The sequence below is a fragment of the Adhaeribacter pallidiroseus genome, assembly GCF_003340495.1.
In the GTDB taxonomy this organism is placed as follows: Bacteria; Bacteroidota; Bacteroidia; order Cytophagales; family Hymenobacteraceae; genus Adhaeribacter; species Adhaeribacter pallidiroseus.
In genome coordinates this window covers 3507556-3523663 of sequence record NZ_QASA01000001.1, presented here as the reverse complement: position 1 = coordinate 3523663, position 16108 = coordinate 3507556, and the positions used below count along the sequence as shown (strand labels likewise).

The window sequence follows — 16108 nt, the reverse complement described above, 5'->3', positions numbered from 1 at the left end:
TTTTTTGGAGCCGGTTCCCGTCTCCATGTGTTGGTGCTATCTAGTTTGAACGGGCTGAGATTGCCTCGTGGCCTCAACCCCTCCGCCCTACAGGGCACTTCCCCTAAAAACAGGGAGGAGATGTGGCTACTACTTCTTTCTTTTCTCCTCACGTCGGAATACTGCTGCGCAGTACCGGAATCCTAGCAGGTGCTCCATAGCCAAACTGATGTCAGTTGCACTTAGCTACTGCTTTTCTAATGATTGAAAGAAATCAGCATAATTAAAAAGATCTTATTGCAGCAATCTAGGATTGTCAAAATTAAAAAAAATAAGGGAATGACTTTCTCAATAATAAAGCCATTGCTTTTTGTTTATACATAAGCTTTTTCTAAATAATGTCATTTCTCGCAACATTCACTTCTTAACTTTAAACAAGAAAGTTAATCCTATAACATGTGGTTAATTAATGTTCTAAATCAACTAACAAACCCAAAAGCAGCAGCTAAGAGCAGTTGACACCAGTTTGGCTGTGGAGCACCTGCTAGGATTCCGGTACTACGCAGCAGTATTCCGACGTAAGGAGGAAAGGAAGACTAGCCAGTGCGGAAGAGCCAAACGAGGCCCGCCGGCCATGAGGCAAACTGGTTGCTTGTCAAACTAGATAGCACCAATGCATGGAGACGGGAATCGGCTCCAAAAACCAACCAAAGGATCAACAAAAAGGCTAACCAATTACTTCTTATTTAAATAATTTTTTAAATCCGAAATGCTTTTAATATTAGTGGCTTGTGCTTGTTGCTGGCGCATCATTAAAGCATAAGCGTTATTAAACCCAATGGGGGGCAACCAGGTAATCTGATATTGTTTTTGAAATTCTGATTGTACAAACCGGTATACTTTTTCTTTACTGGTGCCTAATTGATTTAACTGATTAGAAGTAGGTTGCAGAATTACGAGTAAACCCGTGCCGGTGTATTCGGGATAGAAATCAATTTGATTATTAATTAAAGCATCAAAGCAAATTTTGGTACCACCCAAGCCAGTTTTAGTTTCTACTTGGTAATCTGAGTAACCCTGAATTAACTGGGTATACATACTGGCTAAGATATACTGCTCCCCGAAAATCTTGGACCCAATGCGCACGGTACCTTTGTTTCCCCGGCGAGGGGGTTGCCAAAGTTTCTTATTTTTTAAAAAATCCTGGGCTACCGTTTCCGGAGTTTGCTTTAAGTAATCTACCCGGTAATTTAATTCCGTCATGATAGAATCATTTATCTGGCCGGCCAACTTGTTCAAAATACCGGCTAATTCCGGAAATTGGTGTAATGCCGCATTCCGCACAATAGGTGCCGCGTAATAAGGCGGAAAAATAAACTTATCGTCTTTCAGAATTATTAGGTCAAAAGCTTTTAACCGGCCATCGGTAGAGTAGCCGCTAATTACGTCGAGTTCTTTTTCAAAAGCCGCCTGGTACATTACCGCATCGCTGATAACCACGTTGCGGATGTTTAACCCGTATTTTTGCTGCAAACCCAGGAATCCATCTTGCCGGCCCATAAACTCCGGGGTGAATCCGGCGAGTAAGCTCGTGCCAAAGGCTGGTGGTACCAGGTAAAATGCCGCCAGCAGCAAAAAAACAAGCGGTAGCAACCAAATTATCCGCTTTACTTTTCGGAATTTTAAATTTTGCAGCCGGCCTAGTAAAAAATCAAAAAGAATAGCCAAACCGGCAGCGGGTAAAGCGCCGGCCAAAATCATATTACCATTATTTAAAGCTATGCCGCCAAAAATAAATTCGCCAAGGCCACCAGCCGCAATGTAAGCGGCCAGCGTAGCCACGCCTACGTTAATAACCGTAGCCGTGCGAATCCCAGCCAAAATAACGGGTAGGGCCAGTGGCAATTCTACCCGAAATAATATTTGGGATTTGGTCATGCCCATGCCTTTAGCGGCATCTTTCACGGTAGCATCTACGGCAGTAATACCGGTAAAGGTATTGCGAATAATGGGTAGTAAAGCGTATAAAAATAAAGCCACAATAGCCGGCTTGGCGCCAATGCCCAGCACCGGAATTAAAAAACCCAGTAAAGCAATGCTGGGAATGGTTTGTAAAATTCCGGCGATACCCAGTACGGTACTGGCTAACTTTTTTTTGTCGGCAATTAAAATTCCCAGCGGTAAACCAATGCCCACGGCCAGCAGCAAAGACAAAAAAGTAAGACCGGTATGCGTAAGGGTTTGTTCCAGCAATTTACCGGACTGTTCCTGCATAAACGAAAACAGGGTAGGAGAGTCGGCGGCCATTAGTTTTTCCGGTAGTGTTGCAGAGCTTTCATAATCTTGTTTAAATCAATTGCCTGGGTAGCGGAAGCGTTGTCTTCCGGAGTGCCGGTGGCCGGTTTTTCCGGGAGTAAGGTGCTAAGCGCTTCCCAGATGGTTAGGTTAGAATTAAGTGCTTCATTGCCGGAGAAGCCAATATTAGCCAGAGTTAAGGTTTTTAATTCTAAGGGCAAGCGTTGTTCGCTTAAAAACGACGCTACAAAATCACTTTTTGGTTTTAAAATTAATTCTTCGGGAGTACCTATTTGTTCGATGCGGCCTTGCTGCATCAGGCAAATCCGGTCGCCGAGTTCAAAAGCTTCGCTAATATCATGGGTTACCATTACCACAGTTTTGCGTTTGAGTTCGTCGAGTTGTAAAAATTCTTGCCGAATGTGCGTGCGGGTTATCGGGTCGAGCGCGCCAAAAGGTTCGTCCAGAAGTAACACCGGTGGGTCGGCCATTAAGGCCCGGGCAATACCCACGCGTTGCTTTTGGCCACCGCTCAGCTGGTCGGGGTACTGGGTCAGGTGTTCTGCGGAAAGATGTAGTTTCTGAATTAACTCCATGGTTCGCTCTTGAATCTGACGCGAATTCCAGCGGAGCAAACGGGGCACAATGGCCATATTTTCGGCAATAGTATAATGCGGAAACAAGCCGGTGTGCTGCAAAACGTAGCCCATGCCACGGCGCAATTGTTCCGCTGGAATAGCGCTAAGGGGTTGATTTTTTAAAAAAATCGTCCCGGAGGTAGGCTCGATAAGCTTATTCAGCATCCGGAGTACGGTGGTTTTACCACAACCGCTGGTTCCTAGCAAAATCAGTGTTTCCCCTTCGGCCACCGTAAACGAAATATCCTGCACCGCTTTTACGCTACCGTAGGTTTTAGAAACTTGCTTCAGCTCAATCATGTAACCTTAATTTATATAGGCGTAGTTGCCTCGGAAGTTTAATAAACTATACGACCACTACCTGCACCGGGGAAGCAATTTAAAAATAAGTAGAGTATCTAAGCTAACTAAATAAGTAGTTGGTCGTTATTAGTTGTTCGTTGTTCGACCTGTAAACTATTGCTAACTAAAACATTACCTTGAAATATCCTTACGTTTATTTTTGTCCCGATACTTAGTATGTAAAGCATAGGATTCAATCTTATGTAAATTTTTACAGCAACTAGTTGCAAGAAGCTATTTGTTTTTTAGCTCCGTCGAAGCTATTCTTAATAGTTACAGGCTGTATCTCCAATATAGCAGCATAAAAATTAGTGTAGCTTTCGGTGTTTAAGAAGCCCTAAATCCTGAAATAAGCTGATTTTTTTAAATTTTTACTGATTTATGTAACTGTGATTAAACCATAAACGATACTTTCTCGGCGCTTACAACAAACCCCGCGCTTTAAATTCTAAATATTTATTCAGGGTATTTACCGTGAGTACGTGGGGTGCGGTAAGTAAAGCGTGCAGGCCGTAGCGGTTAAATTCTTTCACAATCTGCCGCTTTTCGTAGTCAAACTTTTCGGCAATGGCTTTTAGGTATATTTCTTCGGTGGTGCGGGCAGGGGCATCGAGTAAAGTGCGCAGTTCGGTGTTCTCGAAAAATACTACTAATACCAGGTGATGGCGAGCCAGTTTTTTTAAATAAGGTAATTGGCGCTGAGCGGCCTGCAAGGTTTCGAAGTTCGTAAATAATACCAGCAAGCTCCGGTGTTTTATTTTGGTGCGCACCGCGGCGTATAAACTTTCAAAATTTGACTCCAGGTAGCGCGTTTTCTGATGATACAGTAAATCCAAGATTTTTTGCAGGTGGGCCGCTTTTCTTTCGGCGGGTAAAATAGTACCTACTTTTTCGGCAAACGTAATAATGCCGGCTTTGTCTTGCTTTTTGAGGGCCACATTGGCCAGCACTAAAGCGGCATTAATGGCATAATCTAACAAACTTAATCCTTCAAACGGCATTTGCATAACCCGGCCTTTATCTATGAGGCAGTAAACGGGTTGTGATTTTTCGTCCTGAAAACTGTTCACCATGAGCTCGGAGCGGCGGGCCGTCGCTTGCCAATTGATGACCCGGGGATCGTCGCCGGGCGTGTACGGTCGGATTTGCTCAAACTCGGCCTGGTGGCCCACGCGGCGAACTTTCTTCAGGCCATGTTCCGCCAACTGACTTGTAAAAGCCCGTAATTCAAACTGCCGCATCTGAATAAAAGAAGGATACACGGGCACATCCTGGTTCTGGGCAAACTGGTACCGGCGACGCACTAAACTTAACGGACCGCGTACGAACGCATTTATCGCTCCAAAAGCATATACTCCCCGCTTTACCGGCCGGATCTGATAAGTAATCCGATGCACCTCGCCGGCCGGCACTTTTATTTTAAAAATATTGTCCCGTAGCTGTAGTTGCACCGGCAACTCATCAACTACTTCTACGGCAATGGTAAAAGAATAATGGTTTTCGAGGTAAATGGTTATCGCATTATCGCTGCCATTCGAAAGTTTTTCGGCTAGTTGGCGCTGGGTAAATAGGCCTTGTTTGGTTCGGAACAAAGAAGCACCATCTAATACTACCAGCAACGCCAACACGCCGCACAGCACGCGGGCTACGCCAAATAAAGCCGGAAAGAAGAAAGATAGCAACAACAAAGCCACTAAAGCGGCCAGGCAGTAGTACCAGCGAGGTGTAAAATAGAGTTGACGAATAAACTGCACTAGCGGGGTACTTCGGTTTTCTGGATAATCTGTTTTACAATGTCGTCGGGTTGGGCACCTTCCATTTCTTTATCGGGCGTAAGTAAAATGCGGTGGCGCAACACGGCGGGCGCTAACTCCTGCACATCCTCGGGCGTGACAAAATTCCTACCGCGCATAGCAGCTAATGCTTTTGCGCTATTAAGCAAAGCTAAAGAAGCCCGCGGTGAGGCTCCCAAGTATAAAGCTTTGTGGGCCCGGGTTTGTACTACTAATTGCCCAATGTATTCCAGCAGTTTCTCGTCGAGGTGTACGGTTTTCACCTGCCGGCGCAATGTGGTTATTTTATCAGCATTTAATAAGGGCTGTACCGCTTCCAGGTCGTTTTTAATATCTGGATAGGTATGGTGTACTTTTAAGATGGCAACTTCTTCGCTCAGGTTCGGGTAGGGTACCACAATTTTAAACATAAACCGGTCAAGCTGGGCTTCGGGTAAGCGGTAGGTTCCTTCTTGTTCGATCGGGTTTTGGGTGGCCAGTACGGTAAAAGGTTCGGTAAGCGGATAGGTTATGCCGTTATGCGTAATATGACGTTCTTCCATTACCTCAAACAACGAAGCCTGCGTTTTGGCAGGGGCCCGGTTAATTTCGTCGATCAGGATGATATTGGAAAAAATCGGCCCGGGTTTAAATTCAAAGGTGGCCGTGCCCGGATGAAACACCGACGTACCCAACACATCCGAAGGCATCATATCGGGCGTAAATTGAATGCGGCTGAACGGCACGGCAAGGGTGCGGGCCAGCAGTTTGGCAGTTAAAGTTTTGGCAATCCCGGGTACGCCTTCAATCAGCACGTGCCCGTCGGCGAGCAATGCCACCAAGAGCAATTCAATCATTTCCTCTTGCCCTACTATTATTCGGCCAATAGTCTGTTTTATCTCCAGCATGGCTTCCTGCAATTCCGAAAATTGCGCGCGGGGTTCTAAATCGGTAAAGGTTTCTTCCATATAAGTAAAGGTAATCGAACTTAGTTACACGTAATAGCGTGGCTGCAGTTCCACTTGGCTTGCAAGCGTTTGTTTTAGTGAGCTAAATGCAGTTAAAAATATGCTTTTCAGCTATTGCTGTCATTATTCAGGATCTTATCTATCTACCTGAAATTTTAAATTACGTGCACGACTTAAGCTTATGTACGACATGCAACTAAATTTTTTTAAATTTCCGAACAGTTCCCCTAAAGAAGTGTGTGGTAACTGTTCCTTCTGCCCGATGAAATAATTTGTTTCGTTTAGTTGTTCGTTACTGTTTGGTTTGATGATAAAATGCTTCTAGCTGTTGGTTTAGTTGCCCCAGATTTTCGTCGGTGATAATGGGTACGGTATGAATTTTCTGCAGCAGATAAAACAATTCATTTACTTCGATAAGGGCCACGCCGGAACGGGCCGCGATGCGTTCCTGCGCTTCCGGATCGTTAACCGGTGATGTTTCGTAGAAGTGCAGCCGCAGGTATTCCAGGAAATAGCGGATTTTTTTCTCGGCAATGTTTTTATGGTTACGATTATTAAAATACAAGTTGCCAACCACCCGTACAAAAGCTAATGTTTCGTTGGCAGGTGGCTCCAGAATAGGGATTACCCGTTGCGTGCGTTTCCCTTCGAACAACACGTACAACACCAAAGCAACCAGCGTAATATAGTAAGCCCAGCGCAGCGGCGGATGTGCCAATAACACCCGAAAAACTGATTGCTCGCCCATCCCGCCTTGTTTCTGGTACTCGTCCCAGAAAACAGGTTGCGTAGGTAGGTAAGATAAAGCCGTTGCCGCGTAATTGGCGTGCTGGGGCGAAAGCACGTAATAATTAGTAAATGCCGCCGGCACCGTGTTTAAATAAAAAACGCCTTTTCCGAAGCGGATAGCGATAAAATTAAGTAAACCAGCGGAATTTCTACCTAAAGCTGTTGCTTGTGCTTTTTTCCGGAGGGTAATATACCCTTCGGACTTCTCTTTTTTTAAAAAATACCGCTGCTTACCCAGGTTGGGGTTGATAAAATATATTTCGAATCGATCTTTAACCGGTTTTTTATAGGTAAAGCGTACCGTAAAACCCAAAGTATCGGTAAACTTTCTGGCGAAGGATTCAGCGGCAATAAAAACCTGGTTACCGCGGGCTACATGGGCCAGCAAAGCTTGTTGATCTAAAGAATCTAAATCAAACTCGTTGTTAATAAAAATATAATTTGTATTCCGGACGGGAGCTTCTTCCAGTTGGTTTAAAATGGGTTGCCGGACCGTGGTAATTTCCTGGTTCCGGAACAGATTGGGGAGCAATTGGTAAAGCACGTAGGTGCCGTAAGGTATTTTATCCTGGTTCACGAAGGTTTGCCGCCAATCAATGGGTTTGGGTTGGTAGTATTCTACGGTTACCAACGCCGCAAATAATATACCCAGCAAGGCCAAACTAATTCGGTAGTTACGCATGGCGGCCAATAAGTTGGTTAAACGTGACAAATGCCTGCCGCGTAATGTTGTAATGCGTTTCATCTACCGGCGAACCACCGTACCATACGTATTCAAACAAAGCGGTAATTTTTTCAAAATCTTTCCGCAGTTTACTCGGCTGAATTTCGCGAATGTAACTGCGGTTGGTTTTACCCGGTTGCCAGTTAATAAGTGCCTGGTCGGTGAGTTGTTTGAGCGTATGTAAATAATATAGCCGGATAGCGCGTCGGTAATCTTTTTGTTGTACTGCTTCCTCGAGCAAAGTATTAAAATCCAGTTCGTGGATGTTTTCCGCGTGTGTTTCGTAAGGCACCGTAAAAGCTTTTACCTTTTTACCAAAAAGACCGGTAAACTCTACTTGAAGTAATTTAAGTACCACGTAAACCGTTAAAACAACCACGAAACCGTAAATGATATACTTCCAAAAACCTTCGTAAGAACGGCTCCGCAAGATACTCCAGATATACTCCCGAACTTGTCGCCAGAAACGGTCCCAGGCCGAGGTTAAAGGACGCACATCGGTGCCATACTGAAATTCAGGATTATCGCGGTACGTATTTAATTGATCAACTGCAAAGGGACGCACCACTACCCGACTGGTATCCGCCGCAATTTGGGCGGTGTCCGCAAGCGGGGGAACGGAAGCCGCGTATCCTGTAGGGCTTAGCCCACTTAGCAGACCAACGAGTAAAATAAGTAGAAATTTAAAAATCCTCTTCATCTGCAACCGGAGTATGGCGCGAACCAATTAATTCGGCTTGCTCGAGTAAACCAATCCCATCTTTTATTTCGACGAGATGAAAATACTGGAAAGCCAGCGCTACAATAATAATAACGTACATAAAAATGCTCAGCACCGACGATAAGGTATTGGCACTGATCATCAGAAAATCGTTATCCGCGCCGGGCAAATCCAGTACCTGCATAATCTGCAATACCCAAACCGGAAATCCCAGTACCAAAGCCATCAGGGCTTGTATCAAAGAAATAATCAGTAACATTCCCAAGGTACTCCACCAATTGCCTTTTATTAAATACAAACAGCGCTCTACCGTTTCTACAAAACCCAGATCTTCGCGCAGCATAACCATTAGGTAAAAACTTAAAGCAACGGCCAGATAAATGCCGGGTACAATAAGCAAAACACTACCGAGTGCCCAAAGTAAAAATATGCCAAAAGAAGAAAAAAACACGCGCATAAAGTTTTGCTTTACCCGGTACCATACAGTTCCGGGGAGTACCTGTCCTTGGTTATCCATGTACTCTAAAATATAGCTATAAAGTACCAGGCTCAAAAGCAGGAAACTGACATACGCGCAGAAAACGCCAATCAGATAATTAAAGGAGCTAATCTGCTTATAAAATTCGTACTCGGCATAAGTGCCGTATTCGATATCGCGTTCGCCCCGGTTTAGCGTAAGAGCCCGGCGCTGGTAAATACCCAGAAACAAGCCCCCAACCAAAGCCAACGGCAATACTATAAACAGGAGTAGCCGGAACAAGGGTTTAAAATGTTGTTTGATAAACCCGAAGGTGGCGTTTATTTTCTGGCTCAAATCGCGTTCTTCGCGAAAATTAAGAAGATTGCTGGTCATGCGTATTTTTGGCGTGAAGTGCCTGCGGGTAATAGATAAAATAAAAAGAATAAAAAACAAAGAGGTTAGAATGATAAATAAACTCAACGCCATAGGCATCTCGGTGTGGCGGGTTACAAAGCTTTCCAGAAAACCGGCTACGATAAATACCGGTACCAGGCCAACGGTTATTTTTAGCCCTTGGCGGGCGGCAATTTTAAAAGAATCCAGGCGGGAATACGTTTTCGGAAACAATATACTATTACCCAGTATAAACCCTGCGCAACCCGCAATTACAATGGCCGAAATTTCTAACGTGCCATGAATCCAGACCGTTAAAACGGAAGGTAGCAGCAGCCCTTGTTTATAGAAGAAATACTGAAAAGCTCCCAGCATAATGCCGTTGCGCAACAAAATCCAGAAAGTACCCACTGACAGGAATACCCCATATATAAATGCGAAAAAAGAAACTCGAATGTTATTGAGGGTAATCTCCAGGAACATTTCGGTTTGGCCGTCTTGCTTGTAAATAGCCATAGGATCGCCTTTTTGAATATTGGCTATGGTTTGATTGACGTAGCCATCGCCTAAAATTAACCGGACAAAGGTATCGTCGAAGGCCGCCGAAAGCACCCCAATAGCTGCTCCCGCACTAAATATAATAAAAGCAAAAAGTAACTGTTTTTGATATTGCCGGAACAATAGGGGCAACTCGTAATGCCAGAATTGGACGAAGCGGTTACCAGGCGTACGGTTATTTTTGTAAATGGCTTGGTGAACCTTGGCGGCCAAAGCATTCAGGTACGCGGTGTTATCGGAGTTGGGGTAAAAAGTACGGGCATAAGATAAGTCATCGGTAAGTTGAATAAAACGATCAGCCAGCAAATCGGGGTCCCGAAAGTCCTGGTTTTCGAAGAGTTTCCATTTTGCCGCATTTTGTTTGATAAAAGCTGCTTCACGCATCCGTTCGGGTTTTTATTCCTGTCAAATATACTTAAATTAGCCAAATTTTTAAAAATATATATTTAAATTAATGAATACTATTCGCATCAACACGTCGCAAAATGTGGTGCTGGAGTACGAACCAGCCAGCATTGGCAACCGCATTTTGGCCCAGTTAATAGATTATGCGGTTTACATGGGTTGGTTCATGATTGGCGGCTTGATTATGTCGGGGTTTAGTATAGGGTACGGACCCGTAATAATGATTGTATTTTACTTGCCCTTATTTTTTTATAGTTTACTATGCGAGATTTTTTTAAATGGTCAGACCATCGGCAAAAAAGCGCGGGATATAAAAGTAATTAAACTTAATGGCCGCTCTCCCAGCATTGGCGATTATTTGCTGCGGTGGGTTTTTCTGATTGTGGATACGGCAGTTTCTTTTGGTATTATTGCCATTATTACTATGGCGGTGACCGGACGCGGGCAGCGGCTTGGTGATTTGGCGGCGGGCACCACCGTTATCCGTACTCGTGGAGTTAAACGGAATCCGTTGCTTCATATTCCCCTGGAAGAAGATTATCAAGTAGTATTTCCGGAAGTGCGGGAACTAACCGATGCCGATGTAGCTCTTATCCGTAAGTTGTTATATAAAGCCCGCCAGCACCAAAATCTTGCTTTGCTGGAGCGGGTAGCCGAAAAAACGCAGGAAACGATGCACGTAACCCATGACCTATCGCCCGCAGATTTCTTAATTACCGTACTAAAAGATTATCAGCACCGGATGGCTGAGTCAACCACTTCTTAAGAAAACGTTCCAATAATAACCAGAAGCTACGTAACCAGTATAATTTTTAAATTTTATATTAACTAGCTGGGGAATAAAAACAGGCCGGCATCTGCCCAACCCGGATAATAGCTACTTATAAAAATTCACCGGGTAGATTAAGGATATTCGGGTTGGCCCGAGCTGGTGGATGGTTATAAGACAAATTGATATGGCAATTCGGTAATCCGGAATACTTGCCTAATTAAATAAATTTGTAGATAAAATTTGGATGTATTAAAAACCTTGCCTTTATTTGTCTATTAATTCTATAGAGAATAAGAAATTACATAAAAATGCTACAGGATTTTAAAAATTTAAAAAATCAGATGGCCGTTATTAAGGCTAGTAAAAAAGAACATCGCTACGGTACAAACCAGATTTTTTCTGGTTGTTGTGGCGGTTAGTTTTTGATTTTACTAACAGTTTCATTTTTAAAAATTTAAAATTCTGATACCTATGATGAGCTTAACTTTATTTATATTGGTGCTGGTGCTTTTGCACAAAAAAGCCAGTTTCTTTGGTTTGCAACTACCCGCCGAAGAAGGTTGTTAAAGCAACCCGTAATGAATTATATCCCCAAAAACACCGCCAGGTCTAATACGCGGAAAACACCGATGTTGGATTTTTAAAAATCAGTCGAAAAAACACTTACTGATAGCTTATAAAAGAAAAAGGGCTCTCCCGGTTACAACACCTCTGGTCCAGGCATTACCGGAAAAGCCCAGGAATTAATTGTTAAACCAAATATACGAAACTTATGAAAAAGCTGCTCTCCCGAAGCAGTAAAGTATTCTTCTTGCTTATACTTTATGGAACACCTTTACTAGCCAATTCTTTTTCTACTCCCCTTGCCTCCGGTATCAAAAACCGGAAATTGTATAATCCTGACGTACCCGTTACCGGCAAAGTAACCGGACCTTCCGGCGAACCGTTGCCCGGCGTAACTATTGTTTTAAAAAACACTACCATTGGCACCACCACCGGCAACGATGGTTCCTTTCAGTTAACCGTACCGAACGGCGCGGGTACTTTGGTGGCTTCGTTTATTGGCTACACTACCAAAGAAATTCCGGTAAATGGCCCGAATCCGGTGCAGGTTACTCTGGCCGAAGATACCCAAGCTTTGAAAGAAGTGGTAGTAGTGGGTTACGGCAGCCAGGAGCGTAAAAACCTGGTAGGTTCGGTAAGTAAAGTAAATCCTTCCGAAACCAAAGACATACCGGGTGGTAATTTCGCGGCGCAGTTGCAAGGCAAGGCATCGGGTGTGCAGATTTCGTCGAGCACCGGCGTACCCGGCGAAGGTATTTTTATCCGGGTGCGGGGCGCTACTTCCATTAATGCCAGCAACGACCCGCTGTACGTAGTAGATGGGGTATTCGTAAATAATACTAGCTTACAAACCGTTAATACCGGCGGCAAAGCTACGTCGCCCATAGCGGATATTAACCCCGCAGATATTGAAAGCATTGAAGTTTTAAAAGATGCCAATGCTACCGCTATTTACGGTTCGCGGGGCGCCAACGGGGTGGTAATTGTGACGACTAAACGCGGTAGCTATAATACCAAACCCAAAGTAACTTTTAACACGTCGCAAGGTTTTGCTAAAGCTGCCAAACTCTGGGATTTAACTACTGGTCCGGAGCACGCCGCCTTGATCAACGAATACTGGATCAACTCCGGGATAGATAATCCGGCTTTAAAACAAACTTTTGAAAACCGCCCGTTTCGGCCCGTAGCTCAAGGCGGCCGTGGTTTGCCCGAAGAACAACAAACCTACGATCGTTTAGGCGATGTTTTCCGGACGGCTACCTTGTCGAACTACGATTTATCTTTGCAAGGCGGTAACGCCAATACCAAATATTACATCGGCGGCGGTTACACCAAACAGGAAGCCATTATTAAACCGGTTTACCTGCAACGCGCCAGCTTTAAAGTAAACATCGATCAGCAAGTAAACGACAAAGTGCAGGTTGGGGTGAGTAATACCGTGTCGCGTACGTACCGCAACCAGGCCCGCGCCGGCGACGGTCCGCAGGGTGGTTTACTGCAATCAGCGCTGCATACGCCTACTTATCTGCCCAAGAACAACCCGGATGGGAGCCCGGCCCGTTACGCCGGTTTTGATAACCTGGATGTACTCCTGAATAACTACGACGTTAACTCTACCAGCTTGCGCTACATCGGTAACTTGTTCGTGGATGCCGAAATTATCCCGGGCTTAAAATTCCGCAGCAGCTGGGGCGTCGATTATAATAACTACGACGAATCGGAATACTGGAATGATAAAACCCAGCTCGGCGCGGCTCCCACCAATGGTTTAGCTACTTCGGGCTTAACTCAAAAAACTTCCTGGTTAAACGAGCAAACGCTTACTTACCGCAAGCATTTTGGCGGCAAACATACTATTGGCGCTTTAGTAGGTAATACTTTACAAAGCGATGTCCTGAACAACACTTCGGCCCAGGGCAGTAACTTCGCGAGTAACTCGTTTACCCTAATTTCGGATGCAGCTACGCGTACGTCTACCCAAACCTGGACGAAAAATTCGCTGGCTTCTTTCTTCTCCCGGTTGGATTACAATTTTGATGAAAAATACCTGCTGGAGTTTACCATTCGGGCCGACGGTTCTTCCCGCTTCGGGGGCAATAACCAATGGGGTTACTTCCCGTCTATTGGGGGTGCCTGGCGCTTAAAAGAAGAGAATTTTTTAAAAAATGTAACCGCTCTGAGCGATTTAAAACTGCGGGGTAGCTTTGGGGTAACCGGTAACCAAAACGGCATCAACGATTTTGCGCCTTTAGGTTTGTGGGCCGGTGGCGTGAGTTACGTCGATAATGCTACCAGCGGCGATAAGCCGGGCATTGCGCCGCAACAAGTGGCTAATCCCAATTTAAAATGGGAGCGGACCCGCCAGGTAAACGCCGGGGTAGACGTAGGTTTATTTGATGGCCGCATTGGTCTGGAGTTTAATTATTACTCTAAATACACCACCGATGCCTTGCTGCAATTACCCGTACCCGCCCGCACCGGTTTTGCGACCTACATTACCAATGCCGGCGAAATCAGCAACAAAGGCTTTGAGTTAGGCATCAACACCGTCAATATTCAAGCCGGCGACTTTACCTGGAACACGAATTTAAACGTATCGCGCAACATCAATAAAATTGAAAAACTGCCTATCCCGACCGTTTACGGTAGCCGCGATTTATTGCGGGCGCAACAAGGTTACCCGATGTATTCTTTCTGGGCCTACAAACAAAGTTACGTAGACCCGCAAACCGGTAATGCCGTGTTTGAAGATGTAAACAAAGACGGCCAAATCACCGCCGCTGACCGCCAGATTCTGGGCACTGCTTCGCCCAAATTCTTCGGTGGCCTGACCAATAACTTTACTTACAAAGGTTTTGATGCCGGCGTGCTGATTTCGTTCCAATACGGCAATAAAGTCTGGAACCACAACCGGTTCTTCGGCGAAGGCGGCGGTACCCGCGATGCTAACCGGATCATTTTCGCCAGCCAACTGGATCGCTGGCAAAAGCCCGGCGACGAAACGGATGTTCCGCGCTTAACCGGCATTGGCAACAACTACCGCTTAGAGCAAAACAGCCGCTTTTTAGAAGATGGCTCGTTCCTGCGGCTTCGTTCGCTTACCCTAGGGTATTCGCTGCCCAAAAATCTGTTATCCCGGGTTAAAATTGATAATCTGCGCCTGTACGTAGTGGGTACTAATTTGTTCCTTCTCACCAAGTACACCGGCCCGGATCCGGAATCAAACGTAACCAACACCGACCAGAATACACAGGGCTTAGACCTGGGAACGCCGCCACAGCCGCGCACCATTCAATTCGGAATTAACATTACCATTTAAGTTTTCACAGAGATGAAATTTTTTAAAAATACCAGATATATACTGCCCTTCGTGTTGACCCTGAGTTTGGCTTCCTGCGACAATTTCCTGGAAGTAGAACCGCGGCAAGCCATCGTGGACGACCAAACCATTGTGGATGGCGTAACCGCCGAAACGGCCGTACGGGGTTTATACGGAGCGCTGGCGGGAGCGAATTATTACGGCACCAATTTTCAATCCATCGGTTATTTTCAGGGCGATAATATTCAATGGACGGGTTCGCAGTCTATCGTGGCGCAGTTTATAAACCACAACGTAACCGCCGATAATGCTACGGTGGCCAGCACCTGGGCCGCTATTTACCAGACCATCAACCGCGTCAACCATATCATTGAAAAAGTACCGGCCGTTACGGATGCTACTTTTACCCAGGAGAAAAAAAACCAATTATTAGGCGAAGCTTACTTCGTGCGGGCTTTGGCTTATTTCGATTTGGCGCGTACCTGGGGTGGTGTACAGTTAGTACTCACGCCTACCAAAGAACTCACCGACAACGAAGGCATTCGCCGCAGTTCGGTAACCGAAACTTACGCCCAGGTTTTAAAAGATTTAACCGAGGCCGAAAAACTATTACCCGAAACAACTAACCGGTACCGGGCTACTAAAAAAACCGCCTGGGCTTTACTGGCCCGTTATTACCTGTACCAAAAAGATTGGGCCCAAGCCGAAACCTACGCCAGTAAACTGGTGGATGACGTGGCGAATTACAAACTGGTAAAACCGTACAGCGCTTTCTTCGCCAACAATGCCCGCGGCACCGAAGAGTCTATTTTTGAAATTTACTATAGCCCGACTTCCACGAACACCCACCGCAACAGCTGGCAACCGCCGGCCAACGGGGGCACCCGGCAATGGGCACCCAACGATGCTTTTGTAAACCTGGTAAATGACCCTACGGTAGGAGGGAACCGCAACGCCTTAGTCGCGAAAACTACCCAGGGATTGTGGTACGGCAACATGTATTACCGCAGCCCGGCTACCGATCCTACTTTTGTGATCCGGATTGCCGAGTTGTTTTTAATCCGGGCCGAAGCTCGGGCGCAACTAAATAAATTGCCGGAAGCTTTAGCGGATTTAAATGCAGTACGCAGCCGCGCCGATTTAGCGCCTAGTCCGGCCATTACGCAACCCGAAGTATTGCTGGCCATTGAAAACGAACGCCGCGTAGAATTTGCCTTTGAACCGCACCGCTGGTATGATTTAATCCGGATTGGCCGGGTGGCCGAAGTTTTGGGAGTAACCGATGCGAATAAATACGTGCTGCCGATTCCGATTGACCAATTGAACGCTGATAAAGGGTTGGAACAAAATCCGGGTTATTAATTTAAAAATAAATTACTACCGCGAAGCTCCAGCTTCGTGGTTCCCAT

10 protein-coding genes are annotated in these 16108 nt (G+C 45.4%); 3 read left to right on the top strand and 7 right to left on the bottom strand.

Annotated features, from left to right (window positions below; all coding sequences use genetic code 11):
* Positions 1–714 precede the first annotated feature (714 nt).
* The 7 genes from AHMF7616_RS13975 to AHMF7616_RS27745 form a co-directional block, all read right to left on the bottom strand.
* Positions 715–2286 (bottom strand): ABC transporter permease/substrate-binding protein, encoded by a 1572-nt coding sequence (locus tag AHMF7616_RS13975; RefSeq protein ID WP_115373448.1) that lies wholly within the window; start codon positions 2284–2286, stop codon positions 715–717.
* Positions 2286–3212, bottom strand: coding sequence for an ABC transporter ATP-binding protein (locus AHMF7616_RS13970; protein ID WP_115373447.1), 927 nt, complete (start codon positions 3210–3212; stop codon positions 2286–2288). The genes AHMF7616_RS13975 and AHMF7616_RS13970 overlap by 1 nt, the downstream gene beginning before the upstream one ends.
* A gap of 464 nt (positions 3213–3676) precedes the next feature.
* Positions 3677–5008, bottom strand: a complete 1332-nt coding sequence (locus tag AHMF7616_RS13965) for a DUF58 domain-containing protein (protein WP_115373446.1) — start codon at positions 5006–5008, stop codon at positions 3677–3679.
* Positions 5008–5994, bottom strand: a complete 987-nt coding sequence (locus tag AHMF7616_RS13960; RefSeq protein WP_115373445.1) for an AAA family ATPase — start codon at positions 5992–5994, stop codon at positions 5008–5010. The genes AHMF7616_RS13965 and AHMF7616_RS13960 overlap by 1 nt, the downstream gene beginning before the upstream one ends.
* Positions 5995–6286: 292 nt before the next feature.
* Complete coding sequence (locus AHMF7616_RS13955; RefSeq protein WP_158546170.1) at positions 6287–7465, bottom strand: DUF4350 domain-containing protein; 1179 nt, start codon at positions 7463–7465, stop codon at positions 6287–6289.
* Positions 7458–8207 carry a DUF4129 domain-containing protein gene (locus AHMF7616_RS13950; RefSeq protein ID WP_115373443.1) on the bottom strand — a complete coding sequence of 250 codons (750 nt, stop codon included), beginning with the start codon at positions 8205–8207 and terminating at the stop codon, positions 7458–7460. Before AHMF7616_RS13950 ends, AHMF7616_RS13955 begins: the two co-directional genes overlap by 8 nt.
* Positions 8191–10023, bottom strand: a complete 1833-nt coding sequence (locus AHMF7616_RS27745) for a stage II sporulation protein M (RefSeq protein ID WP_115373442.1) — start codon at positions 10021–10023, stop codon at positions 8191–8193. The genes AHMF7616_RS13950 and AHMF7616_RS27745 overlap by 17 nt, the downstream gene beginning before the upstream one ends.
* 70 nt (positions 10024–10093) lie before the next feature.
* On the opposite strand from AHMF7616_RS27745, the gene AHMF7616_RS13940 reads away from it, so the two are divergent.
* The 3 genes from AHMF7616_RS13940 to AHMF7616_RS13930 all read left to right on the top strand — a co-directional run bounded on the left by AHMF7616_RS13940 (position 10094) and on the right by AHMF7616_RS13930 (position 16061).
* On the top strand, positions 10094–10810 hold the full coding sequence (locus tag AHMF7616_RS13940; RefSeq protein ID WP_115373441.1) for an RDD family protein: 717 nt from the start codon (positions 10094–10096) through the stop codon (positions 10808–10810).
* A 778-nt stretch (positions 10811–11588) separates the two neighbouring features.
* Positions 11589–14699, top strand: a complete 3111-nt coding sequence (locus tag AHMF7616_RS13935) for a SusC/RagA family TonB-linked outer membrane protein (protein ID WP_115373440.1) — start codon at positions 11589–11591, stop codon at positions 14697–14699.
* A gap of 12 nt (positions 14700–14711) precedes the next feature.
* Positions 14712–16061: a RagB/SusD family nutrient uptake outer membrane protein gene (locus AHMF7616_RS13930; RefSeq protein ID WP_115373439.1), complete on the top strand. Its 1350-nt coding sequence runs from the start codon at positions 14712–14714 to the stop codon at positions 16059–16061.
* Positions 16062–16108: the final 47 nt, after the last annotated feature.